Source organism: Sphingobium sp. B11D3B (assembly GCF_025961735.1).
Lineage (GTDB): Bacteria > Pseudomonadota > Alphaproteobacteria > Sphingomonadales > Sphingomonadaceae > Sphingobium.
In genome coordinates this window covers 103,760-126,294 of the sequence record NZ_JAOQOF010000001.1, presented here as the reverse complement: position 1 = coordinate 126,294, position 22,535 = coordinate 103,760, and the positions used below count along the sequence as shown (strand labels likewise).

Sequence of the window (22,535 nt, the reverse complement as noted above, 5' to 3'; positions counted from 1 at the left end):
CCTGCCTATGCTCGTTGCCGCCGCGCTTTCCCTCGCCCAGCTCGCCCAAGCGAGCGTGCCCCAGCATGATCCCGAGATCGAGGCCTTGCTGCGGCGACGAGACGAGATGCGCCGCGCCGAGGCCGAGCAGCGAGAGCAGCGCCCCTGGATCGAGCAGGTGCCCGCGGAACGCGCCGGCAATGACAGCACGGAACTGGCCGCCGTCGTCCCGCCCGCCATTGCACCCCGCCTCGCCACCTGTCTGGAGCGCGCCAACGCAAACCCCTCCGAGGGCATTGCCGATGCGGAAAGCTGGGCAAAGGCCAATGGCGGCGCCTATGCCGCGCAGTGCCGGGGCTATGCGCTCGGCCAGGCCGGGCGCTGGAGCGACGCGGCAAAGGCTTTCGAGGATGGCGCGACCTTCAAGGGCCTCGACGCGGTAACGCAGGCGCGATTGTGGTCGCAGGCCGGCAACGCGGCACTGATCGCGGAAGAAACGCCACGCGCACTGCGGGCGCTGGACGCGGCGCTCTCGCGCCCCCTGCCCAAGACGCTCGCGACCGGAGAAATCTATCTGGATCGCGCCCGCGCCCGCGTGGGTGCCAACGATCTGCCCGGCGCCCGTACCGACCTCGATCAGGCGATCGTGCTGGCCGCCGCCGATCCGCTCGCATGGCTCCTCTCGGCCACGCTGGCCCGGCGCATGGACGACCTGCCCTTGGCTCGCCTGCATATCGAGGAAGCCGCCAGCCGCGCCCGCAACGATGCCGCCATTGCGCTGGAACAGGGCATCATTCTGGCGCTCTCAGGCAATGATGCCGGCGCCCGCGCTGCCTTCAGCCGCAGCAAGGAGCTGGCTGCGCGCGATAGCGATATTGCCCGGCAGGCCACCGACTATCTCGCCCAGCTGAGCGGCGAGCCGGCCCCCGCCGCCGAGGGCGCGTCAGCCACCGACAGCGGTCGCTGACGCGCGCTGGAGTCAATCGAGGTAGAAGTCCACCGTCGTCACAACCCGCACCTTCTTGAAGGGCGTGTCGGCCGCGCCATAGCCGCCGGATGTCTCGCCATCGCGCGGCTCGATCGAGAAATAGCCCTGCGTCGCGCTCTTGATGCCGCCCACGCCGGTGCCGCTATCCTTGGCGAACTGTTCTGCGGAGGAGCGCGCATCCTTGGTCGCGGCGGCGACCATCTCCGGCTTGATATCGTTGAGCTTGGTGAAGCTGTAGCTCATCGCCGAACCTTCCTGCAGCGTCACGCCGCGCCGCACGAGATCGAACTGATTGGCCACTGCCTTTTGCGCCCGCTCGATATCGGTCGTGCGCAACTGCATCCGCTGGGTGATCGTGATGTTGGGGACGCCATTGTTGATGAACTGATTGACCCCGGCCCCGGTCGCGGTCAGCGCATTGTCCGGGAAGCCGAGGCTCTTGAAGTAGCCGCGCAGTTCAGCCGTATTGCCCTCGATCTCCGCCCGCACGCTGGCAAGGTCAGTGCCGGTCGCGGAATAGGCGATGGTCCAGGTCGCGAGGTCTGCGGTGACATTCCGCTCGGCGAGGCCCCGCACCGTGACGGATCGGTCAGCTGTGTGGGCACGCCGCAGGCCATCCCCAAGCAGGTAGCCACCGGTGATCATGCCGCCCGCAAGCACCACAGCACCTGCCAAAGCGACCTTGTTCATGTCCTGCAGCCAAACCATTGTGCGCATTCCTCTCTTTTCCCGCGACCGCGAGACGCCTATTTGAGAGGTGACTATCTCACTCTTGTGCTGAACCGTTGCTGACGCGGGACCAAAGGAAAGAGCTGCACCATGCCCAAATATCTCCACACCATGATCCGCGTCACCGACATCGACGCAACCTTGCGCTTTTTCGAATTGCTCGGCCTTAAGGAAGTCCGTCGCTTCGATAATGAGAAAGGTCGCTTCACGCTCGTTTTCGTCGCCGCGCCGGGCGATGAGGATGCGCAGGTGGAACTGACCTACAACTGGCCGCCGGAAGACGGCAGCGCCGGCGAAAGCTATGGCGGCGGGCGCAATTTCGGCCACCTCGCCTATCGGGTCGAGAATATCTACGAGACCTGCCAGCGCCTCATGGACAATGGCGTGACCATCAACCGCCCGCCCCGGGACGGCCATATGGCATTTGTCCGCACGCCCGATGGCATTTCCATCGAGCTGCTGCAGGATGGCCATCTCGAACCGGCCGAACCCTGGGCGTCGATGCCGAACACGGGTGAATGGTGAGCACGCTCGAAATCCTGCGTGTTCCGGTTCTGTCGGATAATTATGTCTGGCTGGTTCATGACAAGCCGAGCGGGGAGACGCTGGTCGTCGACCCCTCGGTGGCCGAGCCGGTGCTGGCGGCCGCGCAGGCGCGCGGCTGGTCCATCACCCAGATCTGGAACACGCACTGGCATGGCGATCATATCGGCGGGAATGCGGGCATCGTAGCAGCGACCGGCGCCACCGTCACGGCGCCCGCCGCCGAACTCGCGAAAATCCCCAATGTCGATCGCCCGGCACGCGAAGGCGACCGGGTGCGGCTGGGCAACCATGAAGCGGTGGTGATGGAGGTGCCCGCACACACCGCCGGCCACGTCGCCTATCACTTTGCGGAAGATGCCATGATCTTCGTAGGGGATACGATGTTCGCCATGGGTTGCGGCCGGCTCTTCGAGGGCACGCCCGCGCAGATGTACGCCAACATGCGACGCTTCGAGGCCCTGCCCGACGACACCCAGGTCTATTGCGCGCACGAATATACGCTCTCCAACGGCAAGTTCGCCCTTCAGGCAGAACCGCAGAATGAGGCCATCGCGGATCGCCTCGCGCAGGTCGAAGCTGCCCGCGCGCGCGACGAGGCCACCGTTCCCACAACGATCGCGCTGGAACGCGCCACCAACCCCTTCATGCGCGCCCAAAGCGTGGAGGAACTGGCCAGCCGGCGCGCGGCCAAGGACAGGGGCTAGGCAATAGAGGCCACGGCGCTCTGTCCTGGCCTGCGCAACCAAGGGCCCGCACATTCGTATCCGTCATACAAGATGCGAGACAGCCGGAAATCTGCTAGTTTCGCGAGACAGAAGGACGCGAGAGGAGCGGAGATGATGAACAGATTGTGTCTCTCATTGGCGGTCCTGCCGCTGGCCGCCTGCGCGACGGCGGGTCCCGCTCCCGAACCGAGGCTCAGCGAACGCGAAACGCAGGAGTTGGAGCGTCTGCTGGAGGGCAAGACGGCGGGCGAGCCCGTCTCCTGCGTGACCTCATTCGACAGCAGCCGCCTGCGGTCCATCGGCGATAACACCCTGGTCTATGTCGTGAGCAAGGATCAGGTCTATCTCAACCGTCTGCAGGGGAGCTGCACCGGCATCTCGCGCGGCGACACGCTGGTCATGAACCGCATGAGTTCGTCGCAATACTGCCGGGGCGACATCGCCCGCGTGGTGAACCTGCCTTCGGGCGCGATGACCGGCAGCTGTGCACTGGGCGACTTCATTCCCTATCGCACGCCCGGCAAGTAACACGCCGGGCAGCCGTCACGCCTTGTAAAGCGCGTCCAGCCGCGCCTGATAGCGTGCCCGGATCACGTGGCGGCGGATCGATTGCTTGGGCGTCAGCATCTCATTGTCGATCGTGAACGGCTCGTCCGCCAACGCAAAGCGCCGCACCTTCTCGATCACGGACAGGTCGATATTGACGCGATCGACCGCGGCCCTGATCGCCCCATGCAGCACCTGGTCCTCACGCAGCGCTGCAAGATCGGCTTGCTTGCCCTGCGCTTGTGCCCATGTCTTGAGCCAGTCCGGATCGGGCACGATCAGCGCCACGATGTGCGGGCGCCGGTCGCCATGCACCATCACCTGCCCGATTTCCGGCTGCAGGGTCAGCATGCCCTCCAGCTTGGCCGGGGCGACATTGTCGCCCTTGTCATTCACGATCAGGTCCTTCTTGCGGTCCGTGATCATCAACCGCCCGGCATCGTCGAACCGGCCGATATCACCGGTGTGCAGCCAGCCATCCTGGATGGCCCGCGCGGTTTCCGCCGGGTTGTTCCAATAGCCCTTCATTACCAGCTCGCCGCGCACGAGGATTTCGCCATCCTCGGCAATGCGCACCTCCACATGCTTGAGCGGCGGCCCCACCGTGTCCATCCGCAGCCCGACCGAGGGACGATTGCAGCTTACCACCGGTCCCGACTCCGTCTGGCCATAGCCTTGCAGCAAGGTGAGACCGAACGACTGGAAAAAGGTCCCCACCTCCGGGTTGAGCGGCGCACCGCCGGACACGAGCGCCTTCATCCTGCCGCCGAACCGGGCCTGGATTTTGGGATTGATCGTCCGGTTGAGCACGGCCTCGAGCGGCTTGTCCCACACGGGCAGCGTGCCGCCCCTCTCGGCCCGCTTGGCGCCCAGCCGCAGTGTCTGCTCCAGCAGCAGCGCGGGCACCTTGCCCTGCTTCTCCACCGCCTTGGTGACGCGGGTCTTCAGCAGCTCGAACAAGCGCGGCACGACCACCATGATGGTCGGTCGGGTTTCGGCAATATTGCTGGCCAGCTTTTCCAGGCTCTCGGCATAATAGATCTGCCCGCCCAACCCGATCGGCAGGAACTGCCCGCCCGAATGCTCATAGGCATGGCTGATCGGCAGGAAGGAGAGGAACACCTCGTCGTCCCAGCCGAAATCACCGGCAATGATGTCGACACAGCCCTCCACATTGCAAAGGATCGCACCGTGATGCTGGATCACCCCGCGCGGCGCCCCGCCGGTTCCGCTGGTGTAGATCAGGCAGGCGATATCATCGCGCGTGGCCGTCTGCTCGGCGGCGCAGGCGACAGGATCGGCCGGATGCTCGGCGATGAGCGTCGCCCAGTCGCAGATCTGCACAGCCGAGTTCTGCATCGACTTGATCGGCTCGATGCTGATCGCGAATTCGATCCGCGAGCGCACGACGGCGGGCAGCAGGGCAGCGCCGATTTTCGCGGTCGAGAAGATCACCGCCCGCGCGCCGCTATTGCCGATGATGTGCTCATGATCGCGCGTGGTGTTGGTGGTGTAGGTGGGCACGGTGATGGCGCCCGCCGCCATGATCGCCAAATCGGCAATGCAGAATTCCGGTCGGTTCTCACAGACCAGCATCACCCGGTCGCCCGGCGCGACGCCCAGCGCCTTGAGCGCCTTTGCCATTGAAGCAACCCGGCGGGCGGTCTCCATCCAGCTGATCGGCTGCCATTGCTCGCCCTGCTTGGCCCACAGGAACGGCCGCTCGCCGCGCTCCATGGCGCGCGTGAAAAACATGGCGGTCAGGCTTGGAAAATATTCGAGGGCCTGCAAGCAACGCTCTCCTTGAACCGGCTGCTCCGACAGCGAGCGCCTTTACATCCCATATAGCGCGCCGTTGCGCGAGGGCCACCCTGCCCGCGCGCCCGATCGTGCATGGGCGGCAGCGCCGGCAAGATACGCACATCATCCCCTTGCTTCGGGATCGTGCGCGCCCCACTGTGCCGCGACTGCAGCGCAGCGTCATCGATTACAACCAAGCGGGCTTGCCATATGTTCCATTTCCGTGCCGCCATCGGCTTCCTTTCCGCGCTAGCCCTGACGGCCTGTGCGACGACTGCGCCGCCCCGCTCGAGCACAGCGCCGCGTCCTGCTTCGCCGGTAGCCCAGAATTTCGTCGTGGCGTCCAACCCGCTGGCAGCGGAAGCCGGCATGAAGATCCTGCGCCAGGGCGGCAGCGCTGTCGATGCGGCCATTGCCGTGCAGGCGATGCTCTCGCTTGTCGAACCCCAGAGCTCGGGCATGGGCGGCGGCGCATTCATGACCTTCTTCGATGGCGGCACAGGCAAGGTGGTCGTCTATGACGGCCGGGAAACCGCGCCCGCCGGTGCCACGCCGGACATGTTCCTCGGTGCCGATGGCAAGCCCATCCCCTTCCGCGACGCGCTGGTGAGCGGCCGGGCAACCGGCGTGCCGGGTGCGGTGCGGATGCTGGCCCTGGCTCATGACGAGCATGGCAGCCTGCCCTGGAAATCTCTCTTCGGCGATGCGGAGCGGACGGCACGCACCGGCTTCACCATCACGCCGCGCCTGGCCAAGTTCCTGGAAGGCAATTTTCCCCAGATGCAGGTGGCCGATGCGCGGCGTTATTTTTCTGCCCCGGACGGATCGATCAAGAAGGCCGGCGATCAGCTCGCCAATCCCGCTTATGCCGAATTTCTGCAACGGCTCGCCGCGCAAGGGCCATCCGCGCTCTATGCCGGCGATACCGCGCAACGGATAGTGACGCGAGTCGCTGCCGGCCCCCTCGGCAGCAGCATGACGCTGGCTGATCTGGCGGCCTACCGTCCGATCAAGCGTGAGGCTGTGTGCAATCCCTACCGGGTCTACGTCGTGTGCGTACCGCCGCCGCCGTCAAGCGGCGTCGCCTTCCTGCAATTGCTCTCCCTGTTGGAACGCACCGACATCGACAAGCGCGGGCCAGCCGACCCGCAGGCATGGTTCCTGTTCGCCGAGGCGAGCCGGCTGATGTACGCCGATCGCGACCGTTATGTCGGCGATCCGGCGTTCACTGCCGTTCCCGTCGCCGGGCTCCTCGATAGCGCCTATGTCGACAGCCGGGCAAAGCTGATCGGCGCTACCGCGGGGCCGCCGCCCTCGGCCGGCGTGCCGCCCGGTGCGCAGATCGCCGGCATCGACGATACCCATGAGCCCGGCGGCACCTCCCATTTCATCGTGGGCGACGCGCGCGGCAATGTTGTCTCGATCACGACGACCGTCGAATCCATCTTCGGCACGGGCCGCATGGTCGATGGCTTCTTTCTCAACAATCAGCTGACCGATTTTTCCTTCACGCCGCAGGATGCGGACGGAAGGCCGGCAGCCAACGCCGTCGCCCCCGGCAAGCGCCCGCGTTCCTCGATGATCCCGCTGGTGATGGTCGATCGCGCGGGCCACTTCGCGGGCGCCATCGGCTCGGCGGGCGGCAACGCCATTCTCGCTTATGTGGGCAAGTCGCTGGTCGCTGCGGTGGATTGGGACCTCCCCATGCAGGAAGCCCTCGCCCTCCCCAACCTCATCGCACGTGGCTCTGCCTTTCAGGGTGAAGTGAGCAAGTTCTCGCCGGACACGCTGGCAGGCCTGAAGGCCCGCGGCATCGACCTGCGACCCGGACAAGGTGAAGACAGCGGTGTTCATGCCGTCATCATCCGCAATGGCGTGGTTGACGGCGGCTATGACCCGCGCAGAGAGGGGCGGGTCTTGGTGGAAGCGGCGCGCTGACCGCTGGAAAGGGTTCGAGCTAAGCGCAAAATGGAAAAGGTGGACAGCGTTTGTGCTGCCCACCCTCCGATTTTTTGCCTCAACGGATCAGCGCGTGATGTAGGATTGCCGGAACAATTCCACCGCATTCTCCTTATTCGCCTGGCTCAAGGGCTGGCCGACATAGTCCCGCTGCCCCCAGCTTCCCCACTTGCTGCCGCCGCCATAGTCAGAGAACATCACCATCAGATCGCCGACCTGTTCGCGCCATTGCTTGAGGTAAGCAGTGTAGAGCTTGCTCATGCGCGGATCGCGTTGCAGCGCGACCATCTTATCTAAAGGTGCCGACCCGAGGACGTGCTGGCCGGCCTCATATGTGATCGTCCGAATGCCAAATTTGGTCGCTACGTCCTTGACCTTCTTTGATTCGCTGATGCGGTCGGTGACTTCGGCGGCCAAGTTCGCATAAACAGTGTCAACCGCTGCAGGCGTATCAAGCGCGGTCTCGGACAAATTCGCTGCGAAGTAAGGCGCAATCGCCACCGCATCGACTTTCTTTGCGGTGTCGCCGTAACTTAGGACATAGTTCGCATTCCAGGCGCCCGTCTGAATCGCTATAACGCGTACAATCCGCTGCATCTGGCCCGCGAAGACCGACGACCAAATGTCCATTACTTCACCAGTCTTCTGGGAATAGCGCAAAAGCATTGCACCATGATCATTGGTGGACAAACCAGCAGCCTTGCCTTCCTTCAGAGCTTGCGTGGTCACAGGGTAAGTGTAATTCCAAACCTCGTTGGAGACCTCCACGTAGGCTTTGAGCGATGGGTCCAGTCTCGTGCGGACGAGCTCTGCAAACTTGCGCACATAGTCGTCGTCCGCGTTCCAGGGAACACAGAACCAGGGATCGGCCTTCAGTTCGTTGGCCAACTGGATCATGTATTCCAGCGCCACACCATCTGGTCCATTGACGACTTCGTCGCCCAGCTTACTTCTCGTCTCCCAGCGAACCGGAAGATTGCCTTCCACTCCGCCATAGGACCATTTCATGAAACGCAACACGCCGTAGCGCTTCACCTCGGCAAGATAGGTGGGGTCAAAAGTAGCGTTCGGGTCCGCGTCTACCTCCCTACAATCCGCGTTGCGAATGGGATCGGACGCGCTGATATTCGCGATACGCAACCAGGCTCCCGCGCCATTTTTTGGAACGAAGGTGAAGGTGATGGTCTTACCAGACTGCCTGGCATTCTTCACAGGGTCGCCACCGACACTGACACTGCCCGCGCCTTGCCAGCGGCAGATAATATCCACGCTTTCCCCCCACAGGCTGCGGGTAGGCATCGCCATCGTTCGAATGCCGAGTTCTCCCGGCCGTAAATCGACAAGTCGCTTGTTTGCATCTAGGCGGTCCTGCGGCATGTCAGTCCAGGCACCCTGGGGTGTGACAATGAGCCAGCTCCCCAGCAAGTTCAGAAAAGATCGGTTTCCCACGTAGGTAGTCGGGGGTGTCAAGTTCAGACCCAGCTTCATGGGCGGCACACCCGACACCGCCGACCCGCTTCCAACAGTGGTCGCGGAACCCGGTGTAGAAATCGTTGTCGTGGAAGAGCCCGACGGCTTGGTACCCGAGGACGTCGACGGGAGCGACGCAAGGGTCAGAACCGAGAGAACATCGGCCCATTTCACCAGATTGAGCCCTTTCAGTTTGATTGACGCCGTATAGAGAAGAAACGCGCTGGCTGTGCTGGCAGCCACTGCCGCCGTGCCCATCATCACTGTCGAACTCAGTGCCATCGCACCGATCAACCTGAGTTTCGTTTTACGCACCCGGTTCATACGCTTCAACTTCCTGCCAACCCCGTAGGGATTCATTGCGTCCCGAAGCGAACCTAGGAGAGAGCCAAAAAGCTTCGATTGCCAAGTGTGGTTAAATTCCTGCTTACCACCCCGCCGAACGCATCGCGTTACCGATCCGCTATATATTGCTCTGTAGATTATCTGCAGCCCGCCGTTGTACGCCGGTTGACCGATCTTTCGGTTTTGCCAAGAGCAAAGCTACCAACAGGTTTCCACCTGCGGCGATCAGCGGCACACCATGCTGCTAGGCTCGCGAGAGCGCCTTTGACGGCGGGCGGATATACGGGATGGCTCACCTGCCCGGCTGGGCATCGCGCTGGCCTGTCCGGAGCCTCGTGTCTAGGCGCAGTCCGGCGATCGCTCCCGCAACCAGCCATGTAATCGGCTGAATGGACGAATTTGGGATCAAGTCCAGCACGTTGTACATGTGGACCGCCACCAGTGCGAGGCTGGCTGTCGGCACCGCGCTGCGGCGCAATCGGAAAGCGCGCCAGAAGGGATAGGACAGCAAACCGAAGAATAGCACATAGCCTACCCAGCCCAGCATGCCGATGACGATGATCCATGTGCCATCGGTCACCGCGACATCGAGTGTGCCTCCCCAATGCGCGACCACGATCACACGATTTCGGCCAAATGTTCCCCAGCCGAACAAAGGCCGTTGCTCTGCCCGGTCGAGCAACAGTTCTTCATTCCTCAGTCGGAAATCGAAGGAGTCCGCCCGCTCAGCGCTCAACGAGGCAGCGGTCTGTACGATGTCCTGCAACGGCAGCAGATTGGCCCCGCGCAGGGCGGGATAGGTCACGACCATCATGGCCAACCCGGCGATTGCGATCAGGAACATGCGCCGCTTGAGCAGCAGCAACATCGGGGCCAGCAGGGCGACCAGGACGACTGCGCCGACGGATTTGTTCAGGATCAGGATGCCCGCCAGATAAGCCGCGATGAGGGACATCGGCAGTCCGAACAACTTCATTCGCATCTTCATCAGGCCGAGTGCGGCCAGAAGTGCCATACCGAGCAGCGTGGACACTAGCAGGCCATGGCCGAGGAACACCATCGAGCGAAAGCCGCCGAACCGCATCTGTTGCAGGAAATATTCGGCGTCTTCGATGCCATAGACCCATCGCTGCAAAAACGGACTGAGCCTGACTTCGAGCATGATTGGGATGGAATAGGCTAGCGCGCCGATCACCAGCGCGAGCAGGATCTGCCGATGGCCGCGCTCATTGCCCAGCAGACCGGCGCCGAGCACGAACGGCGCCAGCGTGATCATATGGCCGACCGACATGGACAGCCCTTCTCTGAAACCAAGCGCCGGGAAGGCCATGCTCCCGATCATGTAAAAATCGCGGTTGGTCAAAGCCGTGGCAAAGGGCGTGAGGACGAAACCCAACATCAGCAGGTTCAGCGCCTTGCTGCGCGGCCATTTGAACTCACCCCGCCGCGAGGTGGCCAGCGCAAGCACGAACGCTGCGAGGCTTGGGACGGTGGACTTGTCGAAGGCCGGGATGCCCGGAAGGTCGAACGCAACCCCGCGCGGCAGCAGCAGATAGCCTGCGAGCAACGTCCAGATCGTCGCCCGTCCGGCCGACATGGTCATGTAAAGGACCAGAGCCACCAGCGGCCAGAGGATGAGAACGCCCTGAGCGATCAACGCCTGCATCGCTTCATCCCCTCCGCGCGATGCAGTTGAGCGCGCTCATCAACGCGCCGGCCATGGCAGCCCGCTCGCACGACCCTTCACGCTGGCGGACAGCCTCAGTAGGCATGCTTGTCCCAGATCAGGCGCACGACAGTCTCGAGGATGATCCGCAAATCAAGCAAGGGCGACCAGTTCTCGATATAATAGATGTCATATTCGACACGTTTCTTGGCTCTCTCGATCGTATCGATCTCTCCGCGCAAGCCCCTCACCTGCGCGAGGCCGGTGATCCCGGGCTTCACGCGATGCCGCGCCGCATATCCACGGACCGCGTCGTGATAATAGGCATCGCCGACGCGCATCGCCAAGGCATGGGGCCGTGGACCAACGAGGGACATCTCACCCCTGAGCACATTCCACAACTGCGGCAGTTCGTCGATGCTGGTGCGACGAATGATGCGCCCTACCCGGGTGATCCGCGGATCGCCCTTGCGCGTCCGTTCGCCGCCGCTGACATCCTGACGATCGGTATACATCGACCGGAACTTGAGCACCTCGATTTCCAGATTGTTGAAGCCGAGGCGCTTCTGGCGGAACAGGATCGGCCCCCTGCTCTCCAGCCGGATGGCGAGCGCGGTGAGGATGAGCAGCGGCGCCAGCACGATCACGGCGATGAGCGCAAGAAGGCGATCCTGGATCTCCTTCAGAACGCCGTCGAAATCCCGCATCGGCAGTTGCCACACGCTGAGCACCGGCAGGGAGCCGATATAATTGACGCTGTACCGATCGCGCAGCACCAGGAACTCGCGCGGCATGATGCAAATGTCGATCGCGCCAGCACTGAGCTGCTCGATGATCTGGTTGAGCCGCTCCTGTCGCACCAGAGGCAGCGCCACGATCACCTGGTCCAGCATCCCCTGCTGCGCGAGACCCAGCATCTCGTCGAACCCGCCGAGATACGGAAATCGCCCGATCATGCCCGTCTCGACCCGAGAGCGCCGGTCGTCCGCAAAACCCACGATGTTGATGTGGGGCAGTCGCTCGATCTCCAGCAGTTCCAGCAGCCGGCTCGTCACCTCCCGGTCCGCGCCATAGATCGCCACGCGCTGCCCGATGATCTTGTGCTTCATCGCCACGCGAACGAGCTGCCGGAACAGCAGGCGCGAAAACACCAGAAAGATGAGGCAGACCAGCGAGAAGATAAGCGCGAAGCGGAGCGACAGATCGCCGCCTTTGCCAAACTGGACGAGGATGAATCCGGTCAGCGTCAAAGCCACGAGGAAGTCGAGGAATGTGCTGCCACCAAGATCATCGCCCTGCCCCCGGAAGCCGGAATAGGCGTCCCGGGATATCCGGATCAGGAAAAAGTTGATCGCCATGACGACCACGACGGTCGAATGGAGGCGCGCGTCGAGATAATAGCCCAGGAAACTGCGGTAAAAGGCGACCGTGATCAGATAGGACAGCAGGAAGCACAGGCTATCATTAATGATACCTCCCGAGCGCAACACGTTCGACGTGAAGCGGACATATTTGTTACGCGCAGGACGCTGAAAGCTGATCATGGTTCGCCGAATTACAAAACGGTGTCAAAAGCGACCAAACAGGCCGCGATCGGCCGGTTTGCCTGGGGGATCATCCACGAGATAGGCTGTCCGGGCATTGTCCAATCCATTCTGAGCCACGCTCGCGCAGGTCCCATCTTGTATGGCCGCGCATTGCGCCACGAGCAGGCTCCACGCCTTTTCCGACGACGGCAAAGCCCGGGCAAAATTGCGCGCGACCGACATACTCCGCGCCCTATCCCCCGAGTCATGAAGATATTGCATATAAGATTGCACCAGAGGAAAATTCTGGGGAATCTGCTTCAAGCCCTCTTCGTAGATCTGGCGGGCACGCCAGTTCTCGCCGCGCGCCCGATAAAGCTGCGCCACGGCCTGATAGGCGTCAGGATTGCGCGGATCGTTCGCCAGCGCCAGCTGCGCCGCTTCCAGCGCAGCGCGTGCGTCGCCCCTTTTCGCCGCATAGTGCGCGCGCAACAGCAGCGCGTCGACATTCTCGGGATCCTGCTTGAGCAGCGATTCGACCTGCCCCTCGACTCCTTGATCCTTGCCGATTTCCATGAGCAGCCGCAGCTTGAGCGGCGCGATCAAATCCTTGGCCCGCCCATCCGGCACGGAATTCAAAAGCAGATTGGCCGTCTCGCGATTTCCGCGCGCGAGCAGATAGCGCGAAACCGTCAGGACGGCGAGCGGGTCACGCCAATCCGTCGGCCCGCGCGCGACGTCGGGCGACAGCGGCGTGGGGTCGAACTCCCACCAGATTCGGGTGAGAACCTCATAATCCGACGGCTCTCGCAAACCCTCGCGGAGCAGCGCCAGGCTGGCCTCGCGGGCCTGCGGAAGCCGGCCCATCTTATAGAGCAGATTGATGCGGTCCAGCTTCATGGCCGTACCGGCATTGCCGGTCGCGACCAGCCGGCCCAGCGCCTCCGCCATCGGCTCAGGCTTGCCGAGATAGCGGTACAGATTGACCTTGTTGGTCAACAGCGCCGAGGAATCGCCGGAGACACGCAACGCGTTGTCGATCAGCGCAATGGCCTCTTCCGCCTGTCCGCGCCGCGCCAGCACCCGCGCCTTCACGATAACGCCGGCCTCGTCTGTCGCCGAGCGCGCCAGAATTCGGTCCGCATAGGACATCGCATCGTCCAGTTGCTCGCGGGCCAGGGCGATCATGCCTTTCGTCTGGAGCGCGGGCATGGCATCGGGCTCCAGCGTCAACAGCCGATCCGCTGCCGCTTCGGCATCTGCGATCTGCCCGAGCTGAACGCCGAGATTCGCCACATAAGCGAGGGCCAGGCGGTTCGTGGCATCGAACTCCAGCGCCCTCTGGAACGCCCGATAGGCCCCCGCAGGATCGCCCGATTGCAAGGCAATCATGCCAGCCAATTGCTGGAAATTGGGTCCATCTTCCCGCAGACGGATCGCCTCGCCAATCGCCCGCTGCGCACCGGCGAGGTCACCGGCCTGCAGCAGCGCTTCGGCCGCCTGTGCCCGCTCGGCGGCCTGCTCGCTCGGGCTCTTGCAGCCGCCCAAGGCCGCAAGGATCAGCAAAGCTGCCAAAGCGTTCGACGATGGGCCTCTGCCCGAGGCCTTCGGCATTCTGCCGCCGAAACGGGCGGCGCTGCCATGAGCGAAAGTCAGCCTGCCAAACCCGGTCATATCGCCCTGTCGTGAATATCGCCCAACCCGCGTCGCGTTACAGGGCTTAACCCCAGCAAGCAACGAAAGTAACCATTGCCCCCACATCATTAACCCAGCTTTTACGTAGTGACGGCATAGGGTTTTGGTATATGAAGCCTGCATTCCCGGCCAAGTAGAAGGATCCTCAACCGTGCGGTTTCCCGTAATTTCATGGTCCATGGCGGGCCTTCTTGCCGCCGTCGCAACGCTGCCAGCGATGGCGCAGCAGAATGCCGCTGCGGCAGGCGGTGCATCCAATCAGGTCGCCCGGCCCTATACAATTAACCCCGGCGACCAGATCGAGGTTTATGTGTGGGGTGAAGAGCGTCTGCAGCGCTCGATCCGCGTGCTGCCGGATGGCAGCTTCTCCTTCCCGCTGGTCGGCCGCATCGTCGCGCAGGGCATGCTGCCCGAGCAGGTCCAGACTGCGATCTCGAACGGATTGGCCAGCCAATATCGCGGCGAGCCCCCGCAGGTGACCGTCTCGGTCGAAACGCCCTCTGGCTTCACCTTCTCTGTGGTGGGCCGGGTCCGCGGCCCTAGCTCGTTCACCCCGGGTCGCTATGTGAACCTGGTCGAGGCCATCGCCATGGCCGGTGGACCGGACGAGTTCGCCAATCTCGATAACGTCACCATCATCCGCAAGAACGGCAATGAGCTGTCAGCGCTGCGCTTCCGGCTCGGCGGCGCGATGAAGGGCAATCTCTCCGAAGAGGCCGCCCGCGCCATTCCCCAGATCCAGACCGGCGACACGGTGATCGTTCCATGAATAAGACGAAGCTGATCGGCTCGGCAGCCATCGCCGTTCTCATGCTCGGCAGCGCCGCGCAGGCTGACACCCGCATTGGCGCGGATCTCGGCGTCACCGGCGGTGTCGCCAGCAATCCCTATGGCACGGTGGGCGGCGATAGCGCCGCCGCCACGCTGGCCGGCAGCTTCGCCCCCACCGTCACGATCAATTCGCCGACGGGCACGACCCAGTTGCGCGGATCGGTGACGCATACGGAATATTCGCGGCTCTACGACGGCACCACAGATTACGGTCTTTCCGGCAACATCAGCCGCCAGATCAGTCCGCTAACCTCGCTGACTGCAGGTCTCTCCTACAGCAGCTATGTGCGCAACGGCCTGTATCCGGTCTACGATCCGATCGTCGGCGGGCCGGTCGATCCTGGCGCCCCGATCATCGTCGATCCGAGCGGCAGCGTGAACTATCGCCAGCGGTCAGACGTGTTCTCCGGCCAGCTTGGCCTTGGCTTCACCCTCTCGCCCCGCGACACGCTCAACGTGTCAGCCAACGGCACGCGCGTGCGGTTCCCGGACAATATGGGCCTCTCCAAGGAATATGACACCTACGGCGGCGGCCTGACCTATATGCGCGCAATCGGTGCAAACACCTCGGTGGGCGTGGGCTTCAATGCGGCTCGCAGCGATTATCTCGATCCCGCCTTCGGCAAGACGACCCAATATACGCCGACCGCACAGCTTAACACGCGGCTGGCGCCCCGGCTGAGCCTGAAACTCGCGGCCGGCTTGACCTTCAGCGAGACGCAATTCCCCGCCGTGTCGATCAACAACACGTCCTTCTACGCCTCGGCCGATCTGTGCCGTGAAGGGGATCGCACGAGTTTCTGCCTCACGGGCTCGCACGGGGTTTCCCCCTCGTCGATCGCCGGCTCCTCGCGAGTCACGGCCATCGGCGCGCTGTATAATTACAAGATCGATCAGCGGAGCAGCTTCAACGCCAGCGCCTCTTATTCCCGGTCGAGCAGCCTTGTGGGAACCGGCGGCAATGATAGCGATTATGCGCGGGCGAGCGTCGGCTACGAGCGTTTGCTGCGTCCTCGGCTGTCTGCTGTCATTTCGGTAACCTATAGTGACACATATAGCTCGCTCGTCTCACGCAACGCAAACATCCACGGACTCGTTGGATTGCGGTACAGGCTCGGTCAGAACTGATGAACAACGTCCACGCCAATTACGACACGGCTGAGGAGTCCGGCGGGGCATCGTTCCTGCCGCATATCCCGACGATCCTCATGCAGCGCAAATGGCTGGTCATCGTACCGGCCCTCCTGCTGCTCCTGGCCGGCATCGCCACGGCATTCCTTCTGCCGGTGCAGTACCAGTCCAAGGCGGTTCTGCTGGTCGAGGCCTCGCTTCTTCCCGAGGATGTGGCGGGCGATCCCCGCAGCGCCGACGGCACGAGCGTCGTGGACCAGCGCATGGCGCGCATTCGCCAGCAGGTCCTCAGCCGTCCGCAACTTGTGGAGCTCATCCAGAGGAACGGGCTGTACCAGACCGAATTGCGGACCCAGTCGCTCTCCGAAGTCATCACCACGATGCGCGAAGCGATCGCCATCGAACCGGTCACAGCGGACATTCAGGCCGCCAATGGCGGGCGGCGCAGCACCATCGCCTTCTCGATGAGCTTCAACTATTCCGACCCGGTGAAGGCCCAGGCCGTCGCCCAGGCGCTGACCGACCAGGTGCTGCAGCTGGACGCCAGCACCTCGGCCGCGCAGTCGGTGAACACCATTCAGTTCCTCACCGACCAGCAGGCCGATCTGCAGACGCAGATCGCCGCGCTGGACAAGCAGATCGCCGACATCCAGCTGAAGAACGGCCTCACTTTGGCCAGCAGCGGCATGGCGACGTCGGGCAGCACCATCGGCATCGACAGCCGCATCGCCGCACTCCAATCCGCCAATGCGCAATTGCAGGCTCAGCGTGAACTGACGCAAAGCGCGGCCGACCGCGATCCGGTGATCGCCGAAGCGGAAGCTGCCGTGGCCACCGCCCGGGCGCGCTACACCGAGCAGCATCCGGACGTGGTACTCGCCAAGCAGCGGCTCGCCGAGGCGCGGGAGCTGGCGAAATCCAATCAGTCGCGCATTCCGACCTCCGCGATCGCCGCGCAGATCGCTGCCAATAATCGCGAGATTTCCCGCCTTGAATCGGCGCGTGCCGCCGAAGAAGGCCGCAGCGCCTCAATTCTGAGCGCCCAGATTCGCGCACCGGTGGTGCAGCAGGAACTGGCGCAGCTGCAGCAGCGCATGACGGGCCTCAACGAGCAATATCAGAAGGTTTCCAACCAGCTGATGAACGCCAAGGCCGGCAAGCGTGCCGAGGACGAGCAGCAGGGCGAGCGTCTTTCCGTGATCGACCCGCCGGTGGTGCCGGACGATCCCTATTCGCCCAATCGCCCGAAGATCATCCTGCTCGGCGCCTTCGCAGGCTTGGGCCTCGGCTTTGGCCTGATCTTCCTGATCGAAATGCTCACGCGACCGATCCGTGGCGCTGACGCCGTCCTGCAAGCGACCGGTGCGTTGCCGCTGGTGGTCATCCCCACCATCATGTCGCGGGCCGAGCAGCAGCAGCGCGGTTTGAAGCGCCTGTGGCCCTTTGGCGGGCGCAAGGGCCGCACGAAGCCCGATGACGATGATGACGACGACTGATCCGCGCGCACTGTATCCAAGGAGTTTGAGCATTGTCTGATCAGCTTGCGCCATCGGCCCTGCAGGGCGCGCCTTTCCGCATTCCCGCGCCCAATGAGACGGCGCTGTTCACGCCCGACCCGAAGCTTCTCGAAGCCCAGCATGTCGTGGCGTTCAGCAACCGGCACCTTGCCTCCCGCCCGTTCAGCCTGCTGCGCTCGCAGGTGGTCAAGCGGATGGCAGCGGGCGGGCACCGGATCATCGGGGTCACCTCCCCGGCTCCCGGTGCCGGCAAGTCGTTCCTGACCGCCAATCTTGCCGCCACGCTGAGCCGCCTGCCCGGCAAGCAGGTCCTCGTGTTCGACCTCGACATTCGCCGGGCCTCGCTCGCGCAGAATTTCGGCTTGGTGGGCGAAGTCGGCCTGGAGCGCTTCCTCGCCGGCGAAACCGACGATCTGCGCAAGATCGGCCGCCATGTCGAAGGCACCAACCTCACGCTCTACCCCTGCTATTCGAACGATCTCGACAGCATGCCGCTGCTCGCCGGCGACCGCTTCGACCGGTTCGTCAAAGCCCTGCGCACGCTGGATGACGATACGATCATCCTCTTCGACATGCCGCCCGTGTTCGCCAATGACGACGCCATGGTGATCGCCGGCCATGTCGATGCTTATCTGATGGTGATCGAACAGGGCCGGACCAACCAGAAGCAGGTCACCGATTCGATCCGCCTGCTCGACCCCGCCGAATGCCTCGGTTCCGTCCTCAACCGCTACGATGGCGGCGTGACCGACCCCTATGGCTATTCCTACGGCGGTTACGGCAAATATACGGATTACTTCAGCAAGGAAGACTGAACGGCGAGGCAGGTTCACGCATCCCGCGCTGCCTGACTGGTCGCACTGGAAGGACTGTCCTCGCTAAAGGGGCTAGAGTGCCCCCAGTTCCCCACCGTCACCCCGGGCTTGACCCGGGGTCCAGCTTCCTAATGCTCAATTACATTCCGGCGCTCGAATGCACGGTTTGGTTGAAACTCCCTCCCCCGCAAGAAGCCTAGCGGGGCCCGGGTCAAGCCCGGGGTGACGAGGGTGGTGGGCCGGCTCGTCGGGCGTCAGGCCGACGTCATGAGTTCGATCAAAGGCCGATAGCGCTGCACTCCGACCCTCTCCCTCTGAGGGAGAGGGATGCGCAGACTTGGCAGCGTGCTGCCTGGTCGAAGCTGAGAGAGGGCTCAGCGATCCGAAGGGTCGCGCGGATCCGAGATCCGCCCCCCGTCACTGGCCAGCAGCGGCCTTCTCAAGCAACGGCCGCCACCACTGCTCATTGCGAAGATACCAGTCCAGCGTCTGCGCGAAGCCTTCACTGAAGGTGCGGCGTGGCGCATAGCCCAGTTCCGAGCGCGCCTTGGTTTCGTCAATCGCGTAGCGCCGGTCGTGCCCAGCGCGATCGGTGACGAAGGTCTTCAGCGTCTCGGACGCCTGTCCCCGCGCGGCGGGCGCGTCGGGGAAGCGCTGGGCAAGTTGCGGATCGGCAGCGAAGGCGCGATCCACCGTCGCGCAAATCTCCTCGATAACGGTGAGATTGGGCAGTTCCTGACCGCCGCCAATATTGTAAGTCTCGCCCGGTCGCCCGACCTGCAGAACCTTCTCGATGCCGTGGCAATGGTCCTCGACATGCAGCCAGTCGCGCACATTCATGCCGTCGCCGTAGATCGGAAGATTTCGGCCATAGAGGCAGTTGAGCAAAAACAGCGGGATCAGTTTCTCGGGAAACTGATAAGGGCCATAATTGTTCGAGCAATTGCTCGTCGTGACCTCAAGGCCATAAGTGTGGTGATAGGCGCGCACCAGATGATCCGAACCCGCCTTGCTGGCCGAATAGGGCGAGTTGGGCGCATAAGCGGTGGTCTCGCTGAACGCCGGATCGTTCGGCCCGAGCGAGCCATACACCTCGTCGGTCGAGACATGATGGAAGCGGTGCGGACGGCCCGTGCCGGTATCAAGCCACAGCTTGCGCGCAGCCTTGAGCAGGCTGTGCGTGCCGATGACATTGGTTGTCACGAAGGCGTCCGGCCCTGTGATCGAGCGATCGACATGGCTCTCGGCAGCGAAGTGGACGATGGTGTCGATCTGCTTGCGGGCCAGCAGATCCTCGACCAGCGGCGTATCGCAGATATCGCCCACCACCAGTTCGACATCGCTCAGGCCATCGAGATTGGCTGGATTGCCCGCATAAGTGAGCGCATCCAGAACCGTGACAACGTCGCTGGCATGATGGGTGCGCCAATAATGCACGAAGTTCGCGCCGATGAAGCCGGCACCGCCGGTGACGAGCAGATTAGCCATTCGCCTTGATCACTCCGAGCATGTCACGAAGATGGACGCGCCAATGCGGCGCGGGTGCGCCGATGTGCGCAACGGTGCTGCTCTTGTCCAGAACCGAATAAGAGGGTCTTTGCGCCGGCGTAGGATAATCGCGGGTGCTGATCGGCACGATCGGAACGGCCCGGTTCAGCAGGCCGAGCACGACCGCTTCCTCCTGAATCGCCACGGCAAAATCATACCAACTCGCCGCGCCACTGTCGGTCCAGTGATGGAGGCCGCTTGCCCCTGCGGTTTGCAACCGCCAGAGGACGTCGGCCAGCCCGGCGGCATAAGTCGGCGTGCCGATCTGGTCGGCGACCACCCGGACCTCGTCCCGCTCCGCCACCAGGCGCAGCATCGTCCGCACGAAATTATGGCCGGTGTCGCCATAGACCCAGGCCGTCCGCACGATGAGGGCTTGCGGAGACGCCGCAAGCACCGCCTCCTCCCCTGCCCGTTTGCTGGCTCCATAGACACCCAGCGGTGCAACGGGGCTGTCCGGCCGATAGGGCATGCCAGACGTGCCGTCGAACACGAAATCGGTCGAGACATGCACTAAGTTTGCGCCGCTTGACGCTGCCGCACGAGCCAGATTCCCCGGCCCGTCAGCATTGATGCGCCACGCCAGGTCGCGGTCGCTCTCTGCCTTGTCCACGGCGGTATAGGCGGCCGCATTGAGGATGAGCGCGGGTTGAACCTCGGCGACGCAGGCCGAAACAGCCGCCGCGTCCCCGATATCCAGCGCGGCCCGGTCCAGCGCGACAATGTCCGCATCCTCGGGCGCGCATCGCTGCAGAGCCTGGCCGAGCTGACCGCCGGCCCCTGTGATGATGACCTTCACGGAAAAGTCACCGCATCCGCCAGCGGCTTGCCCGCCATGTCCTTGGCTGAAAGCTGCGGCACGATGTCCCCCAGCGGCCAGTCGATGCCGAGCGCCGGATCGTTCCAGAGCAGGCTGTGCTCATGGCTGGGATCGTAAAAGCCGCGGCATTTGTAGAGAAAGTCCGTGCCATCCTCCAAGCACAGGAACCCGTGCGCCATGCCTTCAGGCACCCAGAGCATCCGCTTGTTGGCCGCGCTCAGTTCGACGCCCACCGATTTGCCGAAGGTGGTCGAGGACCGGCGCATATCCACAGCGACATCGAAGACCGCGCCGGCCGTGACCCGCACCAGCTTTCCCTGCGGGCCAGGCTGCTGATAGTGCAGCCCGCGCAGTACCCCGCGCGAGGAACGGCTGTGATTGTCCTGCACGAAGTCGATCTCGAGCCCGGCATCCTTGAACGCCCGCGCATTCCAGCTTTCCAAAAAGAAGCCGCGCTCATCGCCGAAAACCTTCGGCTCGATGATGAAGACGCCATCAATGGCCGTTTCTATGAGGTTCATCAGGCTTTGCCGTCCAGCAGCTTGAGGAGATACTCGCCATAGCCGGACTTGCGCAGCGGCTCGGCGATGTCCAGTAGTTGCGCATCATCGATAAAGCCCATGCGCCAGCACAGTTCTTCCGGGCAGCAGATTTTAAGGCCCTGACGCTCCTCGGTAATCCGCACATAATTGGCCGCGTCGATCAACGAGCCATGCGTGCCAGTGTCGAGCCAGGCATAGCCGCGCCCCATCAGCTCGACATTCAGCTCGCCGGCTTCTAGATAGACGCGATTGAGATCGGTGATCTCCAGCTCGCCCCGAGCGGAAGGTGCCAGCCCGGCCGCGCGCTCCACCGCCTGCCCGTCGTAGAAATAAAGGCCGGTGACGGCATAATTGGATTTGGGCTGCGCGGGCTTTTCCTCGATCGTCTGCGCCTTCCCGTCGGCATCGAAGGAGACGACGCCATAGGCTGTGGGGTCGCTGACATTATAGCCGAACACCGTCGCGCCCTGATCGCGCGCATTGGCGGCCTGCAATAGCTCGGTGAGCCCGTGGCCATAGAAGATGTTGTCGCCGAGGATCAGCGCGGAGGGGTCCGTGCCGACGAAATCCGCACCGATATGATAAGCCTGCGCCAGACCACGGGGCTCTGGCTGCACGGCATAATGCAGGTCGAGACCCAGCGCCCTTCCATCGCCCAGCAAGGCCTGGAATGCCGCCTGATCATGCGGCGTGGTGATGATCATGATCTCCCGAATGCCCGCCATGATCAGCACCGAGAGCGGATAATAGATCATCGGCTTGTCATAGACCGGCATGAGCTGCTTGGAGACAGCCTTGGTCAGCGGATAGAGCCTCGTCCCCGATCCGCCTGCCAGAATGATTCCCTTACGCAATAGCAACACTCCATGCCTGTGCCCGGACGGGCGCCCCGAGGTAACGCATCACTTCTACAATGCAAGGCGACCATTTTCGGCCGGTCCCGAGCCTGAACCATTTTGGCATGGCGGGATTATGCAGCCATAGGACGAAAAGATCGTGAATCGCTTTGCGTTTTCATTTCAGAAAAATTAGCGGTTTCGGACCGATCGATCCTGCGATCAAAAATTGTGCCGCCTGACGGGAGAAGACTGCATGGAAACAGTTTATGACTGGCTCTCTCTGGCGATATTTGCTGGCATCATCGTGCTGTTCCTCCAGCGCTCGTCGATGGAAAATCCGCCGGACCGGATGATCGACTATCTGCCGCCGGCGCTTGGCTGCGCCATTGCCAACCAGGCCGGCAATTATGCGATCGAGCATGACAGCATGGTCATGCATGCTGCCGGGATTTTGCTGCTGGTCGGCGTGGTGGCCTATGTTTGGCTGGTGTTGAAGCCCAGTTTTAAATAGGCCTTGC

20 protein-coding genes are annotated in these 22,535 nt (G+C 63.1%); 10 read left to right on the top strand and 10 right to left on the bottom strand.

Annotation, left to right across the window (positions count from 1 at the left end):
• The first annotated feature begins 7 nt into the window (after window positions 1-7).
• A complete protein-coding gene (locus M2333_RS00605) occupies window positions 8-946 on the top strand; it encodes a hypothetical protein (RefSeq protein ID WP_264610499.1) in 939 nt (312 codons plus the stop codon).
• 12 nt (window positions 947-958) lie between these two features.
• Here M2333_RS00605 and M2333_RS00600 read toward each other — a convergent pair whose 3' ends face one another.
• Window positions 959-1,675: an SIMPL domain-containing protein gene (locus M2333_RS00600; protein WP_264610498.1), complete on the bottom strand. Its 717-nt coding sequence runs from the start codon at window positions 1,673-1,675 to the stop codon at window positions 959-961.
• 111 nt (window positions 1,676-1,786) lie between these two features.
• Between M2333_RS00600 and M2333_RS00595 the strand changes: the two genes are divergently transcribed.
• From M2333_RS00595 to M2333_RS00585, 3 genes are all read left to right on the top strand, one after another.
• On the top strand, window positions 1,787-2,221 hold the full coding sequence (locus M2333_RS00595) for a VOC family protein (protein WP_264571096.1): 435 nt from the start codon (window positions 1,787-1,789) through the stop codon (window positions 2,219-2,221).
• Entirely contained in the window at window positions 2,215-2,946 is a 732-nt protein-coding gene (gene gloB / locus M2333_RS00590) for a hydroxyacylglutathione hydrolase (RefSeq protein ID WP_264585597.1), read from the top strand. Before M2333_RS00595 ends, gloB begins: the two co-directional genes overlap by 7 nt.
• 132 nt (window positions 2,947-3,078) lie before the next feature.
• The gene (locus tag M2333_RS00585) at window positions 3,079-3,495 is read left to right on the top strand and encodes a DUF6491 family protein (protein WP_264575159.1); all 417 of its coding nucleotides are present in this window, start codon (window positions 3,079-3,081) and stop codon (window positions 3,493-3,495) included.
• A gap of 15 nt (window positions 3,496-3,510) precedes the next feature.
• Here M2333_RS00585 and M2333_RS00580 read toward each other — a convergent pair whose 3' ends face one another.
• Window positions 3,511-5,304, bottom strand: coding sequence for an AMP-dependent synthetase/ligase (locus M2333_RS00580; RefSeq protein ID WP_264610497.1), 1,794 nt, complete (start codon window positions 5,302-5,304; stop codon window positions 3,511-3,513).
• Between the two features lie 219 nt (window positions 5,305-5,523).
• On the opposite strand from M2333_RS00580, the gene ggt reads away from it, so the two are divergent.
• Window positions 5,524-7,251 carry a gamma-glutamyltransferase gene (ggt, locus tag M2333_RS00575; RefSeq protein WP_264610496.1) on the top strand — a complete coding sequence of 576 codons (1,728 nt, stop codon included), beginning with the start codon at window positions 5,524-5,526 and terminating at the stop codon, window positions 7,249-7,251.
• Window positions 7,252-7,338: 87 nt separating this feature from the next.
• Here the strand turns inward: ggt and M2333_RS00570 are convergent, their stop codons facing one another.
• The 4 genes from M2333_RS00570 to M2333_RS00555 form a co-directional block, all read right to left on the bottom strand.
• Window positions 7,339-9,066, bottom strand: a complete 1,728-nt coding sequence (locus tag M2333_RS00570) for a hypothetical protein (protein WP_264585600.1) — start codon at window positions 9,064-9,066, stop codon at window positions 7,339-7,341.
• Between the two features lie 313 nt (window positions 9,067-9,379).
• Entirely contained in the window at window positions 9,380-10,555 is a 1,176-nt protein-coding gene (locus M2333_RS00565) for a hypothetical protein (protein WP_264610495.1), read from the bottom strand.
• A gap of 293 nt (window positions 10,556-10,848) precedes the next feature.
• Window positions 10,849-12,297: an undecaprenyl-phosphate glucose phosphotransferase gene (locus tag M2333_RS00560; protein WP_264610494.1), complete on the bottom strand. Its 1,449-nt coding sequence runs from the start codon at window positions 12,295-12,297 to the stop codon at window positions 10,849-10,851.
• A 24-nt stretch (window positions 12,298-12,321) separates the two neighbouring features.
• Complete coding sequence (locus M2333_RS00555) at window positions 12,322-13,845, bottom strand: tetratricopeptide repeat protein (protein ID WP_264610493.1); 1,524 nt, start codon at window positions 13,843-13,845, stop codon at window positions 12,322-12,324.
• 280 nt (window positions 13,846-14,125) lie between these two features.
• Between M2333_RS00555 and M2333_RS00550 the strand changes: the two genes are divergently transcribed.
• From M2333_RS00550 to M2333_RS00535, 4 genes are read left to right on the top strand one after another with little or no spacing between them, the layout of a single operon-like run.
• Entirely contained in the window at window positions 14,126-14,743 is a 618-nt protein-coding gene (locus M2333_RS00550) for a polysaccharide biosynthesis/export family protein (RefSeq protein WP_264571104.1), read from the top strand.
• Entirely contained in the window at window positions 14,740-15,933 is a 1,194-nt protein-coding gene (locus tag M2333_RS00545; RefSeq protein ID WP_264610492.1) for a hypothetical protein, read from the top strand. The genes M2333_RS00550 and M2333_RS00545 overlap by 4 nt, the downstream gene beginning before the upstream one ends.
• Complete coding sequence (locus M2333_RS00540) at window positions 15,933-17,432, top strand: GumC family protein (protein WP_264610491.1); 1,500 nt, start codon at window positions 15,933-15,935, stop codon at window positions 17,430-17,432. The genes M2333_RS00545 and M2333_RS00540 overlap by 1 nt, the downstream gene beginning before the upstream one ends.
• 32 nt (window positions 17,433-17,464) lie before the next feature.
• The gene (locus M2333_RS00535) at window positions 17,465-18,268 is read left to right on the top strand and encodes a CpsD/CapB family tyrosine-protein kinase (protein WP_264571107.1); all 804 of its coding nucleotides are present in this window, start codon (window positions 17,465-17,467) and stop codon (window positions 18,266-18,268) included.
• A gap of 417 nt (window positions 18,269-18,685) precedes the next feature.
• Here M2333_RS00535 and rfbB read toward each other — a convergent pair whose 3' ends face one another.
• Genes rfbB through rfbA form a run of 4 tightly spaced genes read right to left on the bottom strand, consistent with a single transcriptional unit; the run spans window position 18,686 to window position 22,032 of the window.
• On the bottom strand, window positions 18,686-19,756 hold the full coding sequence (rfbB, locus tag M2333_RS00530; protein WP_264575152.1) for a dTDP-glucose 4,6-dehydratase: 1,071 nt from the start codon (window positions 19,754-19,756) through the stop codon (window positions 18,686-18,688).
• Entirely contained in the window at window positions 19,749-20,615 is an 867-nt protein-coding gene (gene rfbD / locus M2333_RS00525) for a dTDP-4-dehydrorhamnose reductase (protein WP_264610490.1), read from the bottom strand. The genes rfbB and rfbD overlap by 8 nt, the downstream gene beginning before the upstream one ends.
• On the bottom strand, window positions 20,612-21,157 hold the full coding sequence (rfbC, locus tag M2333_RS00520; RefSeq protein WP_264610489.1) for a dTDP-4-dehydrorhamnose 3,5-epimerase: 546 nt from the start codon (window positions 21,155-21,157) through the stop codon (window positions 20,612-20,614). Before rfbC ends, rfbD begins: the two co-directional genes overlap by 4 nt.
• Complete coding sequence (rfbA, locus tag M2333_RS00515) at window positions 21,157-22,032, bottom strand: glucose-1-phosphate thymidylyltransferase RfbA (protein WP_264610488.1); 876 nt, start codon at window positions 22,030-22,032, stop codon at window positions 21,157-21,159. The genes rfbC and rfbA overlap by 1 nt, the downstream gene beginning before the upstream one ends.
• A 238-nt stretch (window positions 22,033-22,270) precedes the next feature.
• Between rfbA and M2333_RS00510 the strand changes: the two genes are divergently transcribed.
• Complete coding sequence (locus M2333_RS00510) at window positions 22,271-22,528, top strand: XrtV sorting system accessory protein (protein WP_181560423.1); 258 nt, start codon at window positions 22,271-22,273, stop codon at window positions 22,526-22,528.
• Window positions 22,529-22,535 lie beyond the last annotated feature (7 nt).

Coding starts and splice junctions, on each gene's coding strand:
- M2333_RS00605 (WP_264610499.1), top strand. CDS start 8: ATGCTCGTTGCCGCCGCGCTTTCCCTCGCCCAGCTCGCCCAAGCGAGC.
- M2333_RS00600 (WP_264610498.1), bottom strand. CDS start 1,675: ATGGTTTGGCTGCAGGACATGAACAAGGTCGCTTTGGCAGGTGCTGTG.
- M2333_RS00595 (WP_264571096.1), top strand. CDS start 1,787: ATGCCCAAATATCTCCACACCATGATCCGCGTCACCGACATCGACGCA.
- gloB (WP_264585597.1), top strand. CDS start 2,215: ATGGTGAGCACGCTCGAAATCCTGCGTGTTCCGGTTCTGTCGGATAAT.
- M2333_RS00585 (WP_264575159.1), top strand. CDS start 3,079: ATGATGAACAGATTGTGTCTCTCATTGGCGGTCCTGCCGCTGGCCGCC.
- ggt (WP_264610496.1), top strand. CDS start 5,524: ATGTTCCATTTCCGTGCCGCCATCGGCTTCCTTTCCGCGCTAGCCCTG.
- M2333_RS00570 (WP_264585600.1), bottom strand. CDS start 9,066: ATGAACCGGGTGCGTAAAACGAAACTCAGGTTGATCGGTGCGATGGCA.
- M2333_RS00560 (WP_264610494.1), bottom strand. CDS start 12,297: ATGATCAGCTTTCAGCGTCCTGCGCGTAACAAATATGTCCGCTTCACG.
- M2333_RS00545 (WP_264610492.1), top strand. CDS start 14,740: ATGAATAAGACGAAGCTGATCGGCTCGGCAGCCATCGCCGTTCTCATG.
- M2333_RS00540 (WP_264610491.1), top strand. CDS start 15,933: ATGAACAACGTCCACGCCAATTACGACACGGCTGAGGAGTCCGGCGGG.
- rfbB (WP_264575152.1), bottom strand. CDS start 19,756: ATGGCTAATCTGCTCGTCACCGGCGGTGCCGGCTTCATCGGCGCGAAC.
- rfbC (WP_264610489.1), bottom strand. CDS start 21,157: ATGAACCTCATAGAAACGGCCATTGATGGCGTCTTCATCATCGAGCCG.
- M2333_RS00510 (WP_181560423.1), top strand. CDS start 22,271: ATGGAAACAGTTTATGACTGGCTCTCTCTGGCGATATTTGCTGGCATC.